The organism is Occallatibacter riparius, assembly GCF_025264625.1.
In the GTDB taxonomy this organism is placed as follows: Bacteria; Acidobacteriota; Terriglobia; order Terriglobales; family Acidobacteriaceae; genus Telmatobacter; species Telmatobacter riparius.
Genome location: NZ_CP093313.1, coordinates 4,758,398 through 4,777,844, shown reverse-complemented (window position 1 = coordinate 4,777,844; position 19,447 = coordinate 4,758,398). Strand labels below are relative to the sequence as shown.

At 61.6% G+C, this 19,447-nt stretch carries 16 protein-coding genes; 4 read left to right on the top strand and 12 right to left on the bottom strand.

The genetic code is table 11. The features are described 5' to 3' along the window. Positions 1 to 4: 4 nt before the first annotated feature. A complete protein-coding gene (locus MOP44_RS19395) occupies positions 5 to 916 on the bottom strand; it encodes a uracil-DNA glycosylase (protein ID WP_260791902.1) in 912 nt (303 codons plus the stop codon). Positions 917 to 919: 3 nt separating this feature from the next. Next, positions 920 to 2,212, bottom strand: coding sequence for a bifunctional phosphopantothenoylcysteine decarboxylase/phosphopantothenate--cysteine ligase CoaBC (gene coaBC / locus MOP44_RS19390; protein WP_260791901.1), 1,293 nt, complete (start codon positions 2,210 to 2,212; stop codon positions 920 to 922). A gap of 184 nt (positions 2,213 to 2,396) precedes the next feature. Here coaBC and MOP44_RS19385 point away from each other — a divergent pair, with 184 nt between their 5' ends. Further along, positions 2,397 to 3,137, top strand: a complete 741-nt coding sequence (locus MOP44_RS19385; RefSeq protein ID WP_260791900.1) for a 3-oxoacyl-ACP reductase family protein — start codon at positions 2,397 to 2,399, stop codon at positions 3,135 to 3,137. A 94-nt stretch (positions 3,138 to 3,231) separates the two neighbouring features. On the opposite strand, the gene MOP44_RS19380 is transcribed toward MOP44_RS19385, so the two are convergent. Beyond that, positions 3,232 to 4,599: an MFS transporter gene (locus tag MOP44_RS19380; protein ID WP_260791899.1), complete on the bottom strand. Its 1,368-nt coding sequence runs from the start codon at positions 4,597 to 4,599 to the stop codon at positions 3,232 to 3,234. Between the two features lie 337 nt (positions 4,600 to 4,936). Continuing rightward, the gene (locus MOP44_RS19375; RefSeq protein WP_260791898.1) at positions 4,937 to 5,683 is read right to left on the bottom strand and encodes a lipid-binding SYLF domain-containing protein; all 747 of its coding nucleotides are present in this window, start codon (positions 5,681 to 5,683) and stop codon (positions 4,937 to 4,939) included. A 267-nt stretch (positions 5,684 to 5,950) separates the two neighbouring features. Here MOP44_RS19375 and MOP44_RS19370 point away from each other — a divergent pair, with 267 nt between their 5' ends. Beyond that, positions 5,951 to 8,185: a S41 family peptidase gene (locus tag MOP44_RS19370; protein WP_260791897.1), complete on the top strand. Its 2,235-nt coding sequence runs from the start codon at positions 5,951 to 5,953 to the stop codon at positions 8,183 to 8,185. A 361-nt stretch (positions 8,186 to 8,546) separates the two neighbouring features. Next, positions 8,547 to 9,902 (top strand): phospholipase C, encoded by a 1,356-nt coding sequence (locus MOP44_RS19365; protein WP_260791896.1) that lies wholly within the window; start codon positions 8,547 to 8,549, stop codon positions 9,900 to 9,902. 130 nt (positions 9,903 to 10,032) lie between these two features. Here MOP44_RS19365 and rpoZ read toward each other — a convergent pair whose 3' ends face one another. The 7 genes from rpoZ to MOP44_RS19330 all read right to left on the bottom strand — a co-directional run bounded on the left by rpoZ (position 10,033) and on the right by MOP44_RS19330 (position 17,368). Further along, complete coding sequence (gene rpoZ / locus MOP44_RS19360) at positions 10,033 to 10,266, bottom strand: DNA-directed RNA polymerase subunit omega (RefSeq protein ID WP_260791895.1); 234 nt, start codon at positions 10,264 to 10,266, stop codon at positions 10,033 to 10,035. After that, on the bottom strand, positions 10,256 to 10,996 hold the full coding sequence (gene gmk, locus MOP44_RS19355) for a guanylate kinase (protein ID WP_260791894.1): 741 nt from the start codon (positions 10,994 to 10,996) through the stop codon (positions 10,256 to 10,258). The genes rpoZ and gmk overlap by 11 nt, the downstream gene beginning before the upstream one ends. 106 nt (positions 10,997 to 11,102) lie before the next feature. Continuing rightward, entirely contained in the window at positions 11,103 to 12,014 is a 912-nt protein-coding gene (locus MOP44_RS19350; protein ID WP_260791893.1) for a YicC/YloC family endoribonuclease, read from the bottom strand. Positions 12,015 to 12,020: 6 nt separating this feature from the next. Then, a complete protein-coding gene (locus tag MOP44_RS19345) occupies positions 12,021 to 13,949 on the bottom strand; it encodes an ABC transporter ATP-binding protein (RefSeq protein WP_260791892.1) in 1,929 nt (642 codons plus the stop codon). 166 nt (positions 13,950 to 14,115) lie between these two features. After that, the gene (locus MOP44_RS19340) at positions 14,116 to 15,204 is read right to left on the bottom strand and encodes a cytochrome c3 family protein (RefSeq protein ID WP_260791891.1); all 1,089 of its coding nucleotides are present in this window, start codon (positions 15,202 to 15,204) and stop codon (positions 14,116 to 14,118) included. Further along, positions 15,201 to 16,853, bottom strand: a complete 1,653-nt coding sequence (locus tag MOP44_RS19335; protein ID WP_260791890.1) for a GMC family oxidoreductase — start codon at positions 16,851 to 16,853, stop codon at positions 15,201 to 15,203. The genes MOP44_RS19340 and MOP44_RS19335 overlap by 4 nt, the downstream gene beginning before the upstream one ends. After that, complete coding sequence (locus MOP44_RS19330) at positions 16,850 to 17,368, bottom strand: gluconate 2-dehydrogenase subunit 3 family protein (RefSeq protein WP_260791889.1); 519 nt, start codon at positions 17,366 to 17,368, stop codon at positions 16,850 to 16,852. The genes MOP44_RS19335 and MOP44_RS19330 overlap by 4 nt, the downstream gene beginning before the upstream one ends. 186 nt (positions 17,369 to 17,554) lie before the next feature. Between MOP44_RS19330 and MOP44_RS19325 the strand changes: the two genes are divergently transcribed. After that, entirely contained in the window at positions 17,555 to 18,076 is a 522-nt protein-coding gene (locus MOP44_RS19325) for a hypothetical protein (protein ID WP_260791888.1), read from the top strand. A gap of 170 nt (positions 18,077 to 18,246) precedes the next feature. Here MOP44_RS19325 and MOP44_RS19320 read toward each other — a convergent pair whose 3' ends face one another. Continuing rightward, positions 18,247 to 19,287 carry a TrbI/VirB10 family protein gene (locus tag MOP44_RS19320; protein WP_260791887.1) on the bottom strand — a complete coding sequence of 347 codons (1,041 nt, stop codon included), beginning with the start codon at positions 19,285 to 19,287 and terminating at the stop codon, positions 18,247 to 18,249. Between the last annotated feature and the right edge of the window lie 160 nt (positions 19,288 to 19,447).

The window sequence follows — 19,447 nt, the reverse complement described above, 5'->3', positions numbered from 1 at the left end:
AGCTTCAGGATTTACCTGCTACTTTCAGGCCTAGTTCGCGCATGGCGATCTGGAGATCGGCCCAGGCCTCCTTCTTCTGGCGCGGGTCGCGGAGCAGGAAGGCGGGGTGGTAGGTCACGATGAGCTTGCTGCCGCGCCAGGTGTGGACGCGTCCGCGGAGACCGGCGAGAGGCTGGCGCTGGCCGAGCAGATACGTCGCGGCGGTGGCGCCGAGGGCAACGATGACTTCGGGGCGGATGGCGTCGATCTGCTGGAAGAGGAACGGGGAGCAGGTGTTGGCTTCGTCGGGCTCGGGGGTGCGGTTCTGCGGGGGCCGGCACTTGACCACGTTGGCGATGTAGACGTCTTCGCGCTTGAGCCCCATGGCCGTGATCATGTTGTTGAGGAGCTGACCGGCTTTGCCGACGAAGGGGAGGCCTTGTGCGTCTTCATCGGCTCCTGGGCCTTCACCTACGAACATGAGGCGTGCCGTGGGAGAGCCGTCGCCGAAGACGAGCTTGTTGCGACCCTTGTGGAGCCCGCAGCGGGTGCAGTCACCGATTTCGTCGCGGATTATGCGAAGGGCTTCGGCGGGGTCGGTGACCGCGGGAGCGACGGCGGGCGGGGCGGCGATGGGCTTGCGGGGCGGGATGTCGGACTCCTGAACATCGATGGGGTGGGGTTCGTGGTCTCCCACCCTTTCCGGCGATGAAGCTGCCGGTAAGGATGGGGCACGGGAAGGTTCGGGCTGGGTTGGAGAGTCCCCGGTCCCCAAGTGCGAGGGACCGGGGGCACCCGGAGCTGTGGGCTCGGATGCGAGTGATTCCAGAAGCGCAGGGTCGAGGGGGCGGCGGTAGAAGTCGGTGAGGCCGAGGTCGCGGTAGAAGCGGAGGCGCGCGGCGAGGGCCTGCTGGGTTGCGGGATCGAGGGCGGGCACCGGCTACTCCACGATGACGGGGCGACGAGCGGGTGTGAGGGACTGCTGGAGGACCTTGTCCTGCGGGTTCACTCCTTCGACTTCGACAACAAGCGGCTTGGGGCGACGGAGGAGCAGGGTTTCGTCGAGGATGCGGTCGGCCAGGCGGCGCTTGGTCATGACGGGCATCTCGATGGAGGTGGAGGGGGTAAGGAAGGTGGCCGCGTTCAGGTCGGAGTCGATGCCGGTGCGGTCGCCGGAGACGTCGTTAATGACGATGGCGTCGGCACCCTTGCGGAGGAGCTTGGCGCGCCCGTTTTCAACACGGTTTTCGGTTTCGGCGGCGAAGCCGATGATGAGCTGGCCGGGACGACGGCGTCGCGCGACTTCCGCGAGGATGTCCTCAGTGGGCGCGAGCTCGATGGTCATGGGGCCCGTGCGCTTGAGCTTCTGATCGGAAACGACGACAGGGCGGTAGTCGGCGACGGCGGCGGCCTTGATGACGATGCTGGCATCGTTGAGGTGCTCGAGGACGGCGTTGCGCATCTGGTCAGCGGTCGTGACCTTCACAAGCTCAACGTGGGAGGGGGGGTAGAGCGCGGAGGGGCCGCTGATGAGGACGACTTTCGCTCCGCGAGATTGGGCGGCTTCAGCGATGGCGTAACCCATTTTGCCGCTGGAGCGGTTGCCAATGAAGCGGACTGGGTCGAGGGCTTCGCGGGTGCCTCCGGCGGTGACGAGGATGGTCTCGCCGGCGAGGTCGTGGCGAGGGCCCAGGATGTTGAGGACGGCTTCCGCGATGGCGGCGGGCTCGGCCATGCGGCCGGCGCCGACCATGCCGCAAGCGAGGTCGCCAGTGCCGGGGTCGATGACTCTGACGCCGCGCTCTCGAAGGATATGGAGATTTGCCTGAGTGGCCGGGTGCTCCCACATATTGACGTTCATGGCGGGAGCGACGAGGACCGGTGCCTTGGTGGCGAGGTACATGGTGGTGAGGAAATTATCGGCGATGCCGTGGGCGAATTTGGCGAGGGTGTCGGCGGTAGCGGGGGCGACGACGAGGGCGTCGGCCCACTGAGCTTCGCCGATGTGCTCGATGGAGGATTCGTAGGAACCCTGAGCGGAGTCGGAGTCGTCCCACAGGCCGGTGATGACCTTGTGCCCGCTGAGTGCAGCGAAGGTGAGCGGCTGCACGAACTTGCAGGCAGCTTCTGTCATCACTACGTGAACTTCAAGAGCCTGACGCTGCAGTTCGCGGACCAGCTCTGCGGCCTTGTAGGCAGCGATGCCTCCTGAGACGCCAACGGTTACGCGCATAGCTGAATTCTAGCAGCGAGTTGGCGCGGCAGCGAGAGAGCAAGTCAGCGCTTAAATGCGATCTGGCCACCAACAATTCGCAAGAATTCCACAACGTAACTGAAACTCAGGCTTGAGAATAAGCGGAATCGATATTGCTTTACGGGTGGCTCCAGAAATAAGAGACGAGTTGGAGGAGATGAGAATGGCGACACTGGCGGGAAAGTCGGCGATTGTTACGGGGGCGTCGCGCGGAATTGGCGCGGCCATTGCGAAGCGACTGGCGAAAGAAGGGGCCGCGGTCGCGATCACGTATAGTTCTTCACCAGATCGGGCGCAGGCGGTTGTGGACGGGATCGTAAAGGACGGCGGCAAGGCGATTGCGATCAAGGCGGATGCGGCGGACCAAGCGGCTGTGCGGGAGGCGGTGCAGAAGGCGGCGAAGGAGTTTGGGAAGATTGACATTCTGGTCAACAACGCGGGCGTTCTAGCGCTGGGAACGATCGCTGACTATCCGGCAGATGATTTCGAGAGGGCGCTCTCAATCAATGTGAAGAGTGTTTTTACGGCGGTCCAGGAGGCGTTGCGGCATATGCCGGACGGTGGGCGGATCATCACGATCGGGTCAGTGAACAGCGAGAGGATGCCGTTCCAGGGCGGATCGATTTACGCGCTGACGAAGGGAGCGGTGGCGAGCTTTACGAAGGGGCTGGCGCGCGATTTGGGCGAGCGGAAGATCACGGTGAACAATATTCAGCCGGGGCCGGTGGATACGGAGGCGAATCCGGCGAGCGGGGCTTTTGCAGAAGTCATGCTTGGCTTGTTGGCAATGAAACGCTACGCACATGCGGATGAGATTGCGGCGATGACGGCGTACCTGGCGGGTCCGGAGGCCGGATACATTACGGGCGCTTCGTTGCTGATTGATGGTGGATTTGCGGCGTAGGTGAGATTTCGGTCGAAGGTTGCCCATCCGTGATGCGAGAAGATGGCGTCAAGGATGGGCGCCGGCCTGCCAATGGTGAGAATCTTAGTCTGCTCTAGACGTCCTCCACACTAAGGATTCGCGGATCGTTTACGCGGAGCATGAGTACTGCAGCGACAAGCATGAACCCGCCACCCGCAATGACTGCGAGGATCCGGTTGTTGTTGAGAAGGTGGAGCATCAGCCATCCGAAGAAGAGAGACGCGAGAATCTCCGGCGTCACGATGAAGAAATTGAATATCCCCATGTAGACGCCGGTTCGCTGCGGCGGCAGAGAGGCGGCGAGCAGAGCATAGGGCATCGACAGGGTGCTGGCCCAAGCGATACCGACTCCGACCATAGTGAGCAGGAGAAGGTATTTGTCGTGGATCACGGCCACTGACGAGAGGCCGGCGGCGCCGCAGACCAGGCAGAGGATGTGCGTAGATTTGCGTCCGAGCTTCCGAGCCAGGATTGGCAATATGAACGAGAAGCCGAAGCAGACGGCGGAATAGAGGGCAAAGCAGATGCCACCCCATTCCACTCCCTCCTTGTAAAGCGGGGAGCTGGGGTCTTCTGCGCCGAATACGTTACGAGCTACAGCAACCGGGAAGTAGAGCCACATGCAGAACAGTCCCAACCATGTGAATAGCTGCACGGGGCCGAGCCTGCGCATGGTCTGAGGCATTTCTGCGATAGCCGCGAAGATTTCCTTTGCGTTGGCCGCGAGCCCCGCTTTCCGGGCTTTGGCTTTGCGAAATGCGTCGACGTCCTCGGGCGGATACTCCTTTGTGGTGAAGATGGTCCACAAGACGGCGCCCATGAATGCGACTGCCCCGATGTAGAAGGAGACTCGCACGGTGGTGGGAATGGCGTGCGTGTCTCCTGCGGCCTGCTGCATGTGAAAGACGTTGGTGAGCAGCCACGGCATCGCGGACGCTATGACTGCGCCGAGCCCGATGAACAGGCTCTGCATGGCGAAACCGGATGTTCGCTGGCCTTCAGGCAGGATGTCGGCCACGAAAGCGCGGAAAGGCTCCATGCTGATGTTGATGGAGGCATCGAGGATCCAGAGCATGCCGGCCGCCATCCAGAGGGAAGAACTGTTGGGCATGAGAACGAGCATCAGCGAACTGAGGATCGCTCCAGCGAGGAAGTAGGGCCGGCGCCGGCCGAGAGGACCCCAGGTGCGGTCGCTCGCCTGCCCGATGATGGGCTGAACCAGCAGGCCTGTGAGGGGAGCGGCCAGCCACAGGATCGGTATCTGGTGAGCCTCGGCCCCCAGATATTCATAAATGGCGCTCATGTTGGCCATTTGCAAGCCCCAGCCGAACTGGATTCCAAGGAAGCCGAAGCTCATGTTCCAGATCTGCCAGAAGCTGCGTTCAGGCTTGCGCAAGTGAGTGATTGCCTGGGTGCTGTGCTCAGTACTCGTGGTACTCATGACTGCTCCCTGCGTCGGTGTTTGCCGCGAGCCCGGATTTCAGGACATGCCGCGGGCCCGGATCCGTCGTTGTTGTCCTCAGGCGTATGCACGACGCATATCGCCGGGCTTTTGGGGAGGCGGAAAGCATAGCACTTCGCTCTCATCGCTGCACCTGTCAGGAAAGCGGGAGCAGATTCGACGGGACGGAGGATGGGCGACTGTGACGTGAGTGACAGGGTGGGAGCGGACCCCTTCGCGAGGGAGTCCGGGAATCAGCCTCGGAGCGGGTTTGTGCACGACCGTTGTTGACGGCACTCAGTGCGATCAAGGAACGGTCGTGAAGTCAGCTTGGCGTTCAATGGGCGCTTGCTGTTTCGTGCAACGCTCTTGTGTGCGTTCTTGCGTGCCTTCCGCTCCGGTGTGCGACTGCGCGGCCTTCCGCACCGCGCACGGCGATCAGGAATGGCCTAGCGGAGGCCGGCGGAGGAATCTCTCCGAGCAGCGCTCTGCTGGTGGTGCCCCGAGCGCCGTACATTGCGCGCTGTGCGGAATTATCAGGACGCACCACAGCGCCGTCGAAGGTCATGCCTAGAAAGGCGCCCTTGGCGTGCGAGTAGGTAAGGATGAGCGCATTCATCTTCAGGTCCACGTTCTCTGACGAGTGCCGGCCCACTGGCCCTACGGCCGCCGATGCATCCCTACCCAGCTCGAACTTGCTGGACAGGAGTTTCTGCATCCCTTCCCTGCCCCTCACGACCATTACGAGATCCACGGATTCTACGCCGAACTGAGTTCCCCAGCTACCGCCACCCATCTCGAAGAACGTTGGGGCGCTCCAGCCTGTCGCAGTGCGACAGGTGGCGACACCTTTTCCTTCTTCTCCACCGAAGACGAAGCCACCCTTGACCAGATGTGGCACCACTGCCAGGCACCTGGCGTGCTTCAGAACGTGGTCAGGGATTCGCTGGTCGGGTGCACTCATGAGTTCGTGCAACGATCTAGCCGCTTTATCAAGCCGGTTGATGTCTTTCTCGCGATCGGACTCGGCCAGACACTGAAACGCAAAGCCAAGAAGTGCGAGCACGACTACCGCTCTCTTCATAAGGTTGCCTCTCTCCCCTGTTTTGGTTGCAGATATCAGCGCTGCAAAACAGGGCCGAGAGACTTAGATTCGGAATCGGCCGAGAGGGCCGGTTTGGGACGCAAAAAACCTTGCGATCGCGAGGGATCCGCACATCTGTTGGCAAATCTGCCTGGCTCTGAGAAAGCGTGATGCGTACAACAGGTTACGGCGGGCTGGCTGACCTATAATTTGGCCGTTCTGCAACGTCTAATTGTTGGTTCTCCAGCGCAAAAGACAGGGGCCACTATGACCGTGCGTGCCGTTTTGTCGTTCCTTTTGTTGTCTTATCTTCCTGGAATCGCGCAGGTTGCTGTTTCCCGCGCGAGTGTACAGACCATCCTTGGATTCGAGGATCAGACAAGTCACGAGCTGTCGGGGTGGTACTTGAACCCTGCGGGGACGGTTTTTGCCGACGACCAGGTAGCGCACAGCGGCCGCTGGTCAGTGCGATTGCAGCGAGACGGGCAGACGGCGGATGGATTCTCGGCAATCACGCGCAAGATTCCGGTCGATTTTCAGGGAGGGGTGGTTGAGCTGCGGGGATCTCTGCGACTCGAAAATATTTCGGGCTATGCAGGACTGTGGATGCGTGAAGATGCCGACGGGCAGATGCTGGCGCTCGAAAACATGCAGTCGCAGAAGGTGACAGGATCGCACGATTGGACGGAGTACCGGATCACCCTGCCGCTTGACGCACAGGCACAGGAACTCTACTTCGGCGTGCTCGCTTCCGGAAGCGCCGGCAAAGTCTGGGCGGACGATTTGCAGTTCTACGTGGATGGAAAGCCGATTGAGCAGGTGGCAGCCAAGGCTGCTGCAGCGGATGTTCCGGCGGACACAGAGTTCGACAAGGGATCGCGCATTCAGGTAACGGCTCTCTCGGATGTGCAGGTGGATAACCTGGTCACGCTGGGACGCGTGTGGGGATTTTTGAAATATCACCACCCCGCGGTTACCGCCGGACGGCGCAACTGGGACTACGACCTGTTCCGTGTGCTGCCGGAGGTGCTTGCGGCGTCGGATCGAAAGCAGGCAGACGACGCTATTCTGAAGTGGATTGAGGCGCTGGGTCCGGTGAGTGAATGCAAGCCTTGTGTTCCTGCGCCGATAGGCGATCTGAGTTTGAAGCCGGCGCTCGAATGGATACATGACCGCTCTGCGCTTGGAGTGCCGCTCGCCGCATCGCTTGAGCAGATCTATGCGAATCGGAGCGGACGGCAGTTCTATGTGTCGCTGGCTCCAGATGTGGGAAATCCTGCTTTTGTCCATGAGGGAGCCTATCCGCAGCTGGCCTATGCTGACTTTGGTTTTCAACTGCTGGCGCTTTTCCGATGGTGGAACATCATGCAGTACTGGGCGCCGGATCGGGAGATTGCAGGCCAGGACTGGCCCGCAGTGCTGGCGCATTCCATTCGCAAGGTAGCGCTCGCGGCGGACAAGAAAGCGTATGAGCTGGCCTTGTTCGAACTGATCGCGACGGCCAATGACACGCACGCGAATCTATGGAGTTCTCTCGCGGATCGCCCGCCCACAGGCGAGTGCAGAGTGCCCGTGGATGTGCGCTTTGTGAATGACAAGGCCGTTGTGTATCGCACGCCAGCGAACGATGGCGGGCTGCAGGCCGGGGATGTCATTGAGAGGCTTGAGGGTGCGCCCGTTGCACAGTTGGTGGCCGACTGGCGGGTCTTCTATGCAGATTCAAATGAAGCGGCGCGGCGGCGGGATATGGCCGCGAGTCTTACGCGGGGAGCGTGCGGTGCGGTTTCGATTGACGTAACGCGGGCTGGGAAGACGGAGACGATCAAAACGCAGCGAGTGGCAGACAAGGCTGGATTTGCTACGCACGATAAGGGAGGAGATACGTTCCAGCTCTTGTCGCCATCGGTGGCCTATGTGAAGTTGTCGAGCATCAAAGCCAGCGACTTGCCGGGCTATTTTGCGAAGGCGAAGGGCACGAAGGGGTTGATCGTGGATATTCGCAACTACCCTTCGGAGTTCATGCCGTTTGCGATAGGCCAGTATTTTGCGACGAAGCCGACACCTTTTGTCAGCTTCACGTTCGCGGAGCTTGCCAATCCGGGAGCATTTCGGTTCGGGCCGGGTCCGCTGATTCAGCCGGGGCCCGAGCACTATGGCGGGAAGATGATCATCCTGGTGGATGAAATGTCGCAGAGCCAGGCGGAGTACACGGCGATGGCGCTGCGGGCGATGCCGAATGCGCTGGTGGTGGGGAGCACGACGGCGGGTGCTGATGGGAACGTGTCGCGCATCCCACTGCCAGGAAACCTGAGCACGATGATCAGCGGCCTGGGGGTGTACTACCCGGATCATCGGCAAACGCAGCGGGTGGGCATCGTTCCGGACGTTGTGGCCGGCCCCACGATTGAGGGGATCGCCGCAGGGCATGACGACGTTCTGCTGATCGCTCTTGAGCTGATTGAAGGCGGGAGTGGAGCTTCAGGAAGAGAAGGCGCGTGGTAGCTCCCGATGATTTTGTGTGCGAGTCGTTAACTGACGAATCAGGAGTCACTCCGTTCGATTCAAGGTGTTCAGCTTGACCCCGGGCTGCTGATCGGAAGGTTCGAGATCTGAAGGCCGGACATCTCTAAATCGTAAGCACGCATCCTATGACCGTCTTGGGCTCCGCGTTTCCGGCCACCTAGCTCGACTTTCTGAGAAAAACATGGATTCATCCAAAATTGCGCGTATCTGCGCGATCCCGGTGAGTTTTGCGCTGTTTCTATCCGGGTGCGCTTCGTTTGATTTGAGGCCAGAATCTGAACCGCCTCAAGCGCCTCAACCGCCTCAACCGCCTCAACCGGCTCCTGAGACGATTACAGCGTTGAAGCACATTGTCTTCATGGAAGAGGAAAACCGAAGTCTGGACAGCTACTTTGGCGCGCTCAGGGAGTATTGGTCCCAGAACGGCTACCCGGACGAGTCTTTCGACGGTCTACCGCAATTCAATCCAATGAACGGTGCGTTGCCACACTACGGTGCGCCGCCGTCGCTCCCTGGTTGCGATCCCAGTTCACCGGCATCCAATTGTATCTGGGATCCTGCCCGCCCGATCGTTTCGTTTCATTACCAGACCGAGTGCACCGAATCGCTTTCGGGCGCGTGGGGTCCATCGCATTTCGACTGGGATTACAACGATCCCGTGGGCAACCACGCAGCGAAGATGAATGGTTTTGTCTGGTCAGCCGCGCAAACCGCCCGCTACAAGCAGTTTCACGATATCGAGGGCCGCCGCGCGATGGGGTACTACGATGGCGATGACCTGAACTACTACTACTTCATGGCCTCGAATTTCGCCACGTCCGATCGATGGTTCCAACCCGTGATGTCGAATACTGCACCAGGTCGAGCATATTTAATCGCGGGCACGTCGGGCGGATATGTTTACCCCTTGGGAACTGATCGCTCCGACCGGTCTGCGCTCGATGTCAAGACGATCTTTCAGCAACTCGAGACTGCCGGCATCACATGGAAGATCTATGTGAATCCGGCGGGGAGCGCTTGCAAAGGGCCACCGTATGATCCGGCATGTCTGGTGACGCTGAGCGATTTGTGGGGCTTCTCTTTCTACCAGAAGGCGGCTGAGGAATACCCTCGACACATCGCACCTATTTCTGAGTATTTCAGCGATGTGAAGAACGGCACACTTCCACAGGTGGCGGAGATAACGCAATGGGGCCGGGACGAACACCCGGGCACCAACGTGCAGCGTGGTGCTCAGTATGTGTCCACGCTGATCAACGCGCTCATGCAGAGCCAATCGTGGAAAGATTCGGTCTTTATTTTGACCTACGACGAGAGCGGCGGGTTCTACGACCACGTCTCCCCGCAGCCGGAGCCCAGCCCCGACGGTATCAAGCCTTTGGATCTTGAGCCCGGCGAATTGTGTACGCGGTCGACCGGCCCGATCTGTGATTTTGTCTACACCGGGGGCCGCATTCCACTGATCGTGGTTTCTCCTTTCACAAAAAGGCACTACGTCTCGCATACCGTAGCGGATACAACGGCGATCCTGAAGCTGATTGAAACGCGATTCAATCTGCCTTCGCTCACCAAGCGCGACGCGGCACAGATGGACATGACGGAGTTTTTCGACTTTGACAATCCGCCTTGGATATCCCCGCCTACCCCGCCAGCGCAGAACACAAACGGAGCGTGTTATTACGATCATCTGCCGTGACCGGCATCGTCAGTTAGAGCGCCGCGACGGGGTGGCCATCGAGAGCGGCCGGCCAGAAATGGTTCCCACGGACAGGCAGAGCGGTAGCGCGAATGGCCACCGCGCCGCGAGAAGGGATTCCGATGAGGAGTTAGCCGTGGATGATCGGTAGGCCGTTTTCGTCGACAGCGGGCTTGACGACGGGGACCTCTTCCTTGCGAACGAAGGCGATCTTGCCGGCTTCGATTTCGTCCTGGGCGATGCGGCAGGCCTTGGTGGAGTGGGTGTTGACGAGGGCTGAAGAGCCGTTCTGGATCTGGCGGGCGCGGCGGGCCGCGACGAGAACTTTACGGTAGTTGGAATCGAACTGAGTCTCAATCTTCATCCGGGTCCTCTTCGAAATTGAACTGCTGCTGGTTCGAATCGGGGCCTATCCCAAAGGCCTCAAGAACGGGCTTGAGCCGTTCCTGGGAGTTGGACTGGCGACAGGCCGCTGCAACTTCAAGTACACGGCGTGAGCGGACGGCTATCGGTTCGCTGTTGCGATAGTATCGCTCAGCTCGCACGATTGCTTCAAGCTGGGCCACGGCGCGGTCGAGTATGTCGTTGACCAGTATGTAGGTATAGCCGGTGTAGTTCTCGATCTCCTTGCTGGCTTCAGATAGGCGGCGGTAGAGCTCGGCCTCGTTTACCTGGCCCTCAGCGCGGCTGCGGTTGCGCAGGCGGGTGCGCAGGACCTTGGGGTTGGGCGGCATGACGAAGACGCTGACTGCCTCCGGCATTTTCTGGCGGACCTGCGCGGCGCCTTGCACATCGATGTCGAGGAGCAGGTCGTGGCCTTGCTTGCGGGCGTCTTCAAGCGAGTGGCGGGCTGTGCCGTAGAGGTTGCCGAAGACTTCGGCATGCTCGAGGAAGGCGCCTTCGGCGATCATGCGCTCGAAGTCGGCGCGATTACAGAAATGGTACTCGCGGCCATCTTCTTCAGAGCCGCGCGGGGCGCGGGTGGTGTAGGAGATGGAAAAGTCGATGCCCGTAACCTGCTTGCGCAGCTCGTTGACGATGGTGCTCTTACCGGAGCCGGAGGGTGCGGAGATGATGAAGAGGATGCCTGCCATTGCTTTCCTTAGCTGCTAGCTTCCTTGCTTCTAGCTCGTTCCCGGTGAGTCGAGGATCCTTGTACTGCACGAACGAAAGCTAGAGGCTAGAAGCTAGGGGCTGTCTTTATTCGACGTTCTGGATTTGTTCGCGGGCTTTTTCGATTTCGGCTTTCATGGCGAGGCCGAGCTCGGTAATCTTGGTGCCTTTGCCGCCGACGCCGCCGGTTTTCGACAAAAGCGTGTTGGCTTCGCGGTTCATCTCCTGCAGGAGGAAGTCGAGCTTCTTGCCGACTTCGCCGCCGGCGGAGAGCAGTTCGCGGAAGTGGCCGATGTGGGTGTTCATGCGGGCGAGTTCTTCGGCGATGTCGCTGCGATCGACGAGGACGGCGACCTCTTCAAGCAAGCGCTGGCGGTTGAACTCATTGCCGACCGCAGTGGTGAGGCGCTGCGTGAGCCGCTCCTGGTAGCGCTGGTCGACCTCAGGACGGAGCTGCGCGACGCCGGCAACGGCTTCAGTGAGGCGGTCAAGCGAGGCGTGCAGGATGGCTTCGAGCGATTCGCCCTCGCGAGCGCGCATGGCCTTGAGCTGCTGGAGGAGCGGGCCGATCTCGTTTTTGACGCTCTCCGTAAGCGGGGCGAGATCTTGATCACTGTTGCTGCGACTGTCAGCCTGGAGCGCACCGGGGAGACGGAGAATGGCGTTGAGGTCGGGCTGGCCGGTGAGGGCGTGCTCTTCGCGCGCGGCGGCGAACGCGGCGATGTAATTGGCAACGAACTCGCGGTTGTAACCGGCGGCGGTCTGGGCGGAGCGCTCGATAGAGAGTGTGAGATCGACGTGGCCGCGGACGAGGTTTTCCTTGAGGGCGCGGCGCAGCTCCATCTCGAGTTCATCGAGGCCGGAAGGCAGGCGCAGCTGGATGTCGAGGAAGCGGTGATTGACGCTCTTGAGGCTGAGTGTGTAGCCGAGCTGGGCCTGCTCCCCGATGGGGACGCTGACCTGGACGCGGGCATAGCCGGTCATTGAATAGAGAGGCATCTTGCGTTATTCCTCCGCCTCGCGAGAGAGAGCGGGTTCGAGAAGCTGTGGTGGTGTGGGTTCGGGTTCGAGCTGGTCGAGACCGTGATTTGGACCGCGATCGCCGTTGCCTTCGGCGGGTTCCATGAACTGGAGCTGATAGAGGCGGCGATAGGTGGGCGAGGTGATCAGGAGCTCGTCATGCGAGCCGATGGCGGTGATGCGGCCTTCTTCGACAACGGCGATGCGATTGGCGCGGCGCACGGTGCTGAGGCGATGCGCGATGACGACGACGGTGCGGTTCTGGATGAGGTTGGCGAGCGCGGTCTGCACGAGCGACTCGCTCTCCGCATCGAGGGCGGAAGTGGCTTCGTCGAGGATGAGGATGGGCGCGTTCTTGAGGATGGCGCGCGCGATGGCCATGCGCTGGCGCTCGCCGCCGGAGAGGCGGAAGCCTTTTTCGCCGATGACGGTGTCGTAGCCCTGGGGCATGCGGGTGATGAAGTCGTGAGCAAGGGCGTTGCGCGCGGCGGCCTCAACGAGCTCGAACTTCATTTCGGGCTGGCCATAGGCGATGTTGTGGCGCACGGTGTCGTTGAAGAGGATGGTTTCTTGGGTGACCTGGGCGATCTGACGGCGGAGGGAATTGAGAGAGAGGTCGCGGATGTCGTAGTTGTCGATGAGAATGCGGCCGGAGGTGACATCGAAAAAGCGAGGGATGAGATTGACGAGGGTGGACTTCCCTGCCCCGCTGGGTCCGACGAGCGCGAGGACTTCGCCGGCGCGGACTTCTAGGTCGATGTTGTGGAGGATCTGGTGTTCGCCATCTTCGCTGGAATAGGAGAAGCCAACATTCTCAAACTTGATGAATTTGTGGAAGCCGGGCAGGCCGCGGGGATGGGGTTTCTCTTTCACGTCGTCACGATGCTCGAGGAAGGTGAAGATGGACGCCGACGCGCCAAGGGCCTGATGGAAGCTGTTGTAGTAGGACGCGAAGCGGCGAACCGGGTCGTAGAGCTTGAAAAGGGCGATGATGAAAGTAATGAAAACGGCTGCGTCCATGCGGCCGTGGTTGATTTCATTGCGACCAATCCACAACAGCAAGGCGATGGCGATGGAGCCGATGGTGTCCATGAGCGGCGAGCTGATGGACTGAATGCGGACGCTGCGGAGGTTGGCTTTGAAGAGGCGGCGCGCAGCGCTTTTGAAGCGAGTGATCTCAAAGATCTCGTTGGAGAAGGCTTTGACGATGCGATGGCCGGTGACGGTCTCGTGAAGGATGTTCTGGATTTCAGCGAGCTTGTCCTGGCCGGTGCGGGTGCGCGATTGCACGGAACGGCCAATGCGCCGCGCGGATGTGATGACGACGGGCACGAAGAGCAGCAGCACCCAACTGAGCCGTCCGCCGAGCATGATGACAAGCGCGACGGTGAAGACGAAGGTGAAGAACTGTTGGAGGAAGTCTCCGAGAACCGTGCTGACCGAGGTCTGGACCTTGTCTACGTCGTTGATCAGCGTGGAGAGAATGGAGGCCGTGGGGTGGCGATGGAAGAAGCTCGCCGAGCGGCGCATGATGACTTCGTAGAGGCGGTTGCGGAGATCGGTGATGAGGCCGAAGCCGGCGTAATTGACGAGATAGGTGCCGACGTAGTCGCAAATCCCTTTGAGAACCGTGGAACCAACAAGCGCCCAGGCTACAACGGTGAGCACGTTGTGAATGTGCAGTGCCGGCGGGAAGAACCGGTGGATGTCGAACTGCCATTTGGCGGGAGCGAAGGGAAAGAGCGGCAGAGCGCTGGATGGATTGTCGGGCTTGAGAACGACGCCCAGGATCGGAACGAAGAAGGCCATCCGGAGGGCATCGAGGAATCCAACAGCGGCTAACAAGAGGACGCCCGGCAACCAGTAAAACGTGTACGGCAGCCCAAACCGGAGCAGTCCGATAAAGCGCTTCATGCGGGCAGAACCGCCTTTTTTCCGCGTTTGGTCGGAAGGATGTGCTGGTCTGGCTCCATCTGGGTATTGTACTTGGCGAAGGACAGGGAATAGGGAACAGGCAACAGGGAACAGAAGCAACGGCGGATTCCCCGCGGGAGAGGCCAGAAATCGAAATACAAGAACGCTATTCGCCTTGGGAGAGGGCGGATTTGCGGGATTTGGGAATGCCGTGCTGGTGGCAGTCGGCGCATTTTACCCAGTGGATGTTATGGGTGCTCTTGGGGTCGGCGAAGGTCGTGTCCATCTTCTCGACTTCACGGCCGCAGTTGGACAGCGCAGGATGGCAGTTGGCGCAGGAGGCGCGGGCGTTCTCGTTGTGGCCGTTGTGGCAGGCGACGCAACTGAGGCCTTCATGGACGCCCATGGGGGTACGGTCATCGCCGGAGCCAGCCTGGAGTTTCCAGTTCGCTGCGGCGGCGATGGAGTTGGGCTCGGATGGGCGCGGGGCGTGGCACTGGTAACAGACGGCCTGGCGCGGGTCGGCGCTGATCTTCAATTTGTTGGGGCCGTCGTAGAGCTCGGGAATAGAGAGGGCTGCGGCGCGGAAGTGCAGTTCTTCGCGGCGGTCGTAGAAGGCGAGCGAGTCGCGGACGGCGGGGCCGGCTGTGGAGATGCGGGCGGCTGGTTTGGACTGCGGAGCTTCTTCGCGGTGGATCCAGTGGCAGGACTGGCAGGGGATGGTGGGTTCGCTGGCCAGTTCGGGGTGGGTGAGGTGCCACGGGCCGCTGGTGTTTTGAGGCTGGACGATGTCGCGGACGCCTCCGTTGAAGTACATGCCGTGGCAGCGGAAGCAATCGTCCATGAGGCGGCGGCTGGTGTTGTGCTTGGCGTCTGTGAAGATGGCGGAATATGTGGCGGAGTGCGGGCCCGCGTGCCAGCTTGCATACTCGTGTTGGTGGCACGACTGGCACTTGGTCATCATGCTGCGGACGTCGGCTTCGTGGAGACGAACGCCATCGGGACGGCTGCCAAAGAGGTGCACGCGGACGTGGCGGAGTTTGTCACCGAGGGAGACATCGTGGCAGTCGGCGCATTGGGCGTTGCCATGCGGGGAGGCGTGCATGGCGCTGACAGAGGCGGCCATCTCGTGGCAGTTGGCGCAGTTGGATCCGTGACCGGCGGCGTAGTAAAGAGTGCTGCCCCAGGTGACGAGGACGGCGATGCCGACAACAAAGAAGGCCGCGATGGCGCTGCTGATAAGCCTGAATCTCATGAGCGGAACCGGGTTCCTTTCCAGTTCCGCACCAGGGCGTCAGAGGCGTAGTAGGCGACGGCCATGATGGTGAGCACAGGGTTGAATCCGCCGTTGGTGACGTGCACGGAGCCGTCGATGACGAAGACGTTGTCGACGTCGTGAAGCTGGCAGTTCTTGTTCACCACCGAGGCGTGGGGGTCGGTTCCCATGCGGCAGGTCCCGGCCTGGTGCTGGCCGGCGCTGACGGTATCGGGGTGCCAGTTCATGGGGCTGACGTGGATGGCGCCGCCTTCCTTGAGCCAAGCCACGGCCCGCTCCGACTGGCGGTCGCCGATCTCGAAGGTGTGGGGGTGGACGTTGCCTTCGAGACGCGCTACGGGCATACCGTACTTGTCGCGGACCTTGGGGTCGAGGGTAACGCGGGCGGAGGGGGAGGGTATCTGCTGGGTGGGGCCCATGATGATGATGGCGCGCTTGTGCCACTGGCGCATGGCCTGCTTATGCGCAAGTCCCCAGGAGGGGGTACCGGGCGGCAGGCGGTCGGTCATCTGATAGGGGAGGCGGGTGAACTCGTTGGCAAGCATGCCGCCGCCGCTGAGGCCGGGAGTGCCGTGGTTGTAGTCGCAAACGGCGACCGAGACGCCGGGCCCCAGGTCGTCGTAGACCTCGTAGTCAAAGTAGCCTGTGGCGCCGGTGTAGTGGTGCCCCTGTAGATTGCGGCCGACCTGGTCGTAGCGGTTGCCGAGTCCGTTAGGGAAGAGGCGCGATTTGGAATTGAGCAGCAGGCGGGCGGATTCGATGGCGGCGGAGGAGACGATAACGATGTCGGCGTATTGCTCGCGCGAGTTGCCGCGGGAATCAATGTAGGAGACGCCGGCGGCGCGGCCATGCGAGTCGGTGAGGATTTCACGGACCATGCATTCGGTGCGGAGCTCGCAGTTGCCGGTGGCGAGGGCCATGGGGATGACGGTGTTCTGGGAGCCGTTCTTGGCGTCGACTTCGCAGGCGTATCCGCAGCACCAGCGGCAGCGCATGCAGGGGCCGCGGCCGTTGTAGGGCACGGAGTTGCGCAGCATGGGGACGTTGAATGGATGGAGGCCGAGACGCTTGGCGGCGGGCCAGAGGATGTCCATTTCCTTGTTGGGCGGCAGCGGCGGCATGGGGAGGTCGCGTTTGCGGGGGCCGTGAAAGGGGTCGGTGGAGACGTCGCCGGAGACGCCAATTTCGTGCTCAGCCTTGTCGTAGAAGGGCTCCAGGTCGTCGTAGGAGATGGGCCAGTCTTCAAGCGAGCTGCCAGCGGGCGCGCCATAGGTGGAACGCATGCGGAAGTCCTGGGGCATGAAGCGCCAAGCCTGCGCGCCGTAGCTGAGGGTTCCGCCGCCAACGCAGGCGGCGTTGTTGTTGTAGCTGCCGTCGGAGGGGAGGACTTCGCGGGGGATGCCCTTCGAGTCAACGATTACGCGCGGGTTGCCATCGTCGTCAGGGCCGAAGGCGTTGCCGAGCGCTGTGACGCGCTGGTTGCGGAGATCGTCTTTGCGGCAGTCGTGGGCTGTGTACCAGGGGCCGCGCTCGCAGAGGACGACACTGAGCCCAGCGGTGGCGAGTTCCTTGGCGACAATTCCACCGGCTGCGCCTGCTCCGACGATGACTGCGTTGACGCGCTTCATGATTTGGGTCCGGCGGTGAAGTCGTATTGGGCGCGACCGCGGAGGAGGGGATAGTCAAGGCCGAGCATGCGGTAGGAGACGGCGTCTTTGTTGCCGCCGTGGCGGGGGGAGCCGTAGTAGCCCTGCATGGTGTGGGTGCGGACGAGGGCGAAGAAAGCTGAGTTTTGGTGCTCGAGGGCTTTAGCGATCTCTAGTTGCTGGGTGGGCATAGCGGCGGTGAGGTCGAGGCCGAACCGGTCGTGGCAGAGCTTTTCGGTGGCTTCGATTCCCTGCCGGTAGGTCGTGCGGTGGCGGCGATAGGGGCCGGTGAGCTGGCGGTCAATGAAGGTGAGGACGCCGGCCTGGGAGGCGCTGGACCAGTCGTCGGCGGGGATGATCTGGTCGCACAGGGCGGTGAGGGTGCGGGCCTGGTCGTCGGTGAAGACGAGCCAGGTTGATCCAGGGGAATGGCAACCCGAGAGGAGAGCTGTGCTCGCCGCGGCTGCGCCGATCAGGATTTCGCGCCGGTTGAACACGGGCCCTCCTCGTAGCGATTTCGGCTGAAATTCGTTCTGCCGTTCATGGTCGGAGGCGGCGGGCGGGGCTGTCCGTGATGGTTATCACGAACAGATGAGAAACAGATGCGATATACGGTTGGCTTCGAGTAAGCTGGTTGCGCAAATTCCTGCACAATTTGAGTCGTCTGAAAAGAGGAGGGTGTTTTGAGGAAGACCATGTTGCTGGTCCTGACCGGATTACTGTTCGTAGCGGGCTGCGAAGGAAATAAGCAGGCGGCGGCGCCTGCGACGCCGAAGTGGAAGGGGCTTCCTTACCGCCTGGCGTTCGACACGAAGGAGCGGAAGCCGAACTCGGCGGGGCTCACGATTCCCACGGTGAAGTGGACGGCCAATCCGGACCTGCTGGAAAGACGCGCGGCTGTGGCGGTGCGGTTCGACGTGTCGGGCGGCAAAAAAGACGACGCGGTGATGAACCAGATGATCATGGGCGCGACGGATATTCCGGGCGCGGAAGGCGCGCTGCCGGCGGACTATATGGACCACATGAGCGAGGAGCTGGCGGCTTATCTAGGCGCGTATTGCCTGAAGGGGAAGGTCAAGATTCAGATCGCATTCGAGCGGTCTAGCGTGAATCCGAGGCCAACGGAGTCGGAACTCGAGAATAAGCGCCTGTCAGACTGGCTGCCGGTGGAGATCGATTTCAAGAATCCGCACCCGAAGTGCTGAGAGGCGAGTTCGCAGTGCACAGTTTGTAGTTCACAGCTTCGCGTCGGGGAGCGCGGATTTTGAGACCCCGCACGACAGACGGTTGGGAGACCGCACTCATTTCCTGCTCAACGAGAAAAGCGGCGCGACCTTTGAGGTCGCGCCGCCCACGTGCAGCAGTTGTGACCGTTTCAATTTCCAGTTGGGTTGGCCACGGGGGCAGCCGCCTGCAAATTGAGCCGGTTGCTGAGGGTGAGGAGAAGGACGGTTCCGGGTTCAAGGTTGGTTTCAGAGTGGCTGCTGAGTATGTGGAATGTGATGACTCCGGCGCCAATGGCGCTGCCCGTCAGAGCACCCACTCCGCCGCCGAGCACCGCCCCGACGCCCGCTCCCGTGCCCACCGCGGCGCCGTAGAGCATTGCATCCTTCTTCAGGCGCGAGGGCGGGTCGATGAATCCTTCGTGATTGACGCGGGTCTTGGAACCGGGAGTGCCGGTGACTTGCGCCTGCAGCTTGTAACGGTTGCCGTCTGGCAGGGTGACGGTTTCAGGCCGGAGAAGGATGCTGCCGTGGCTGCGCTTTGTGCCTGCGCTTACCTGGGTTACCCGTCCGCTGATCTCTGAGCCCGCGGGGATGAGCACCTGGCCGTCCTGGAGAACATCTGTGGCAACCTGGGTGCGGAACATGTCGCCCTGCTGGGTCTTATCGCTCGAGAGCGGCGTGAGAAGGCGTACGCGGATGGTAGTTCCGTAGGCAAGCTCGCCTGGTCCGGTTGGCCGGACGATGTCGCCGTCGGGATCAGCCGCGGCGCCGCGGGTCATGAGCGCCGGCTGTGAGTCGGACGGAGCGGAGTAGGACTGCGCTGGGGCTTGAGCCTGAGTGGCAGGCTCCGGCCTGGCGACGCCCACGATGCCGTCGTCGGTGCCGTTCGCGTCAGGATCAGGAGAATCGGCCGACTGGGCAACGGGAGAGGGCTGCGGCGCAGCGCTGGGTGCGACCGTCGCGGGAGGCGGCACAACCTCGGCAGGCTGAGCCTGCGGCGGGGCGAGTGGCTTACCAGCCTGAGGCTTGGCCTTCGGGGGCGTAGGTTGGTCGGGCTGCGTAGCGACGATCACGTCGTCGGAGGGCGGCTTCGACTGGCCCTCGTAGGGATCAGAGGGGCTCTGCTGCTGTTGCGCGTAAGCGGCGCTGGTTAAGACGAGGAAGGCGCAGGTCAGAATCGGCCGATGCATAGAAACTCCTTGGAGGCGGGCGCAGCGCACCGTGGTATATAAGACCCCGCCACCGATCCAGTGTTGCTCTCCCGCGATAGGGATTTTTTGACAGGAGACACCTGGTTCAAGTTAAGGCTACCGTGCTGTGAGACGCGCGCACATGGCTTCCCGGATCTGT

Excerpts from the sequence above, each read along its gene's own strand:
- MOP44_RS19385 (WP_260791900.1), top strand. The coding sequence starts at position 2,397 with ATGGCGACACTGGCGGGAAAGTCGGCGATTGTTACGGGGGCGTCGCGC.
- MOP44_RS19320 (WP_260791887.1), bottom strand. The coding sequence starts at position 19,287 with ATGCATCGGCCGATTCTGACCTGCGCCTTCCTCGTCTTAACCAGCGCC.
- MOP44_RS19370 (WP_260791897.1), top strand. The coding sequence starts at position 5,951 with ATGACCGTGCGTGCCGTTTTGTCGTTCCTTTTGTTGTCTTATCTTCCT.
- MOP44_RS19340 (WP_260791891.1), bottom strand. The coding sequence starts at position 15,204 with ATGAGATTCAGGCTTATCAGCAGCGCCATCGCGGCCTTCTTTGTTGTC.
- MOP44_RS19345 (WP_260791892.1), bottom strand. The coding sequence starts at position 13,949 with ATGAAGCGCTTTATCGGACTGCTCCGGTTTGGGCTGCCGTACACGTTT.
- MOP44_RS19375 (WP_260791898.1), bottom strand. The coding sequence starts at position 5,683 with ATGAAGAGAGCGGTAGTCGTGCTCGCACTTCTTGGCTTTGCGTTTCAG.
- gmk (WP_260791894.1), bottom strand. The coding sequence starts at position 10,996 with ATGGCAGGCATCCTCTTCATCATCTCCGCACCCTCCGGCTCCGGTAAG.
- MOP44_RS19380 (WP_260791899.1), bottom strand. The coding sequence starts at position 4,599 with ATGAGTACCACGAGTACTGAGCACAGCACCCAGGCAATCACTCACTTG.
- rpoZ (WP_260791895.1), bottom strand. The coding sequence starts at position 10,266 with ATGAAGATTGAGACTCAGTTCGATTCCAACTACCGTAAAGTTCTCGTC.
- coaBC (WP_260791901.1), bottom strand. The coding sequence starts at position 2,212 with ATGCGCGTAACCGTTGGCGTCTCAGGAGGCATCGCTGCCTACAAGGCC.
- MOP44_RS19335 (WP_260791890.1), bottom strand. The coding sequence starts at position 16,853 with ATGAAGCGCGTCAACGCAGTCATCGTCGGAGCAGGCGCAGCCGGTGGA.
- MOP44_RS19350 (WP_260791893.1), bottom strand. The coding sequence starts at position 12,014 with ATGCCTCTCTATTCAATGACCGGCTATGCCCGCGTCCAGGTCAGCGTC.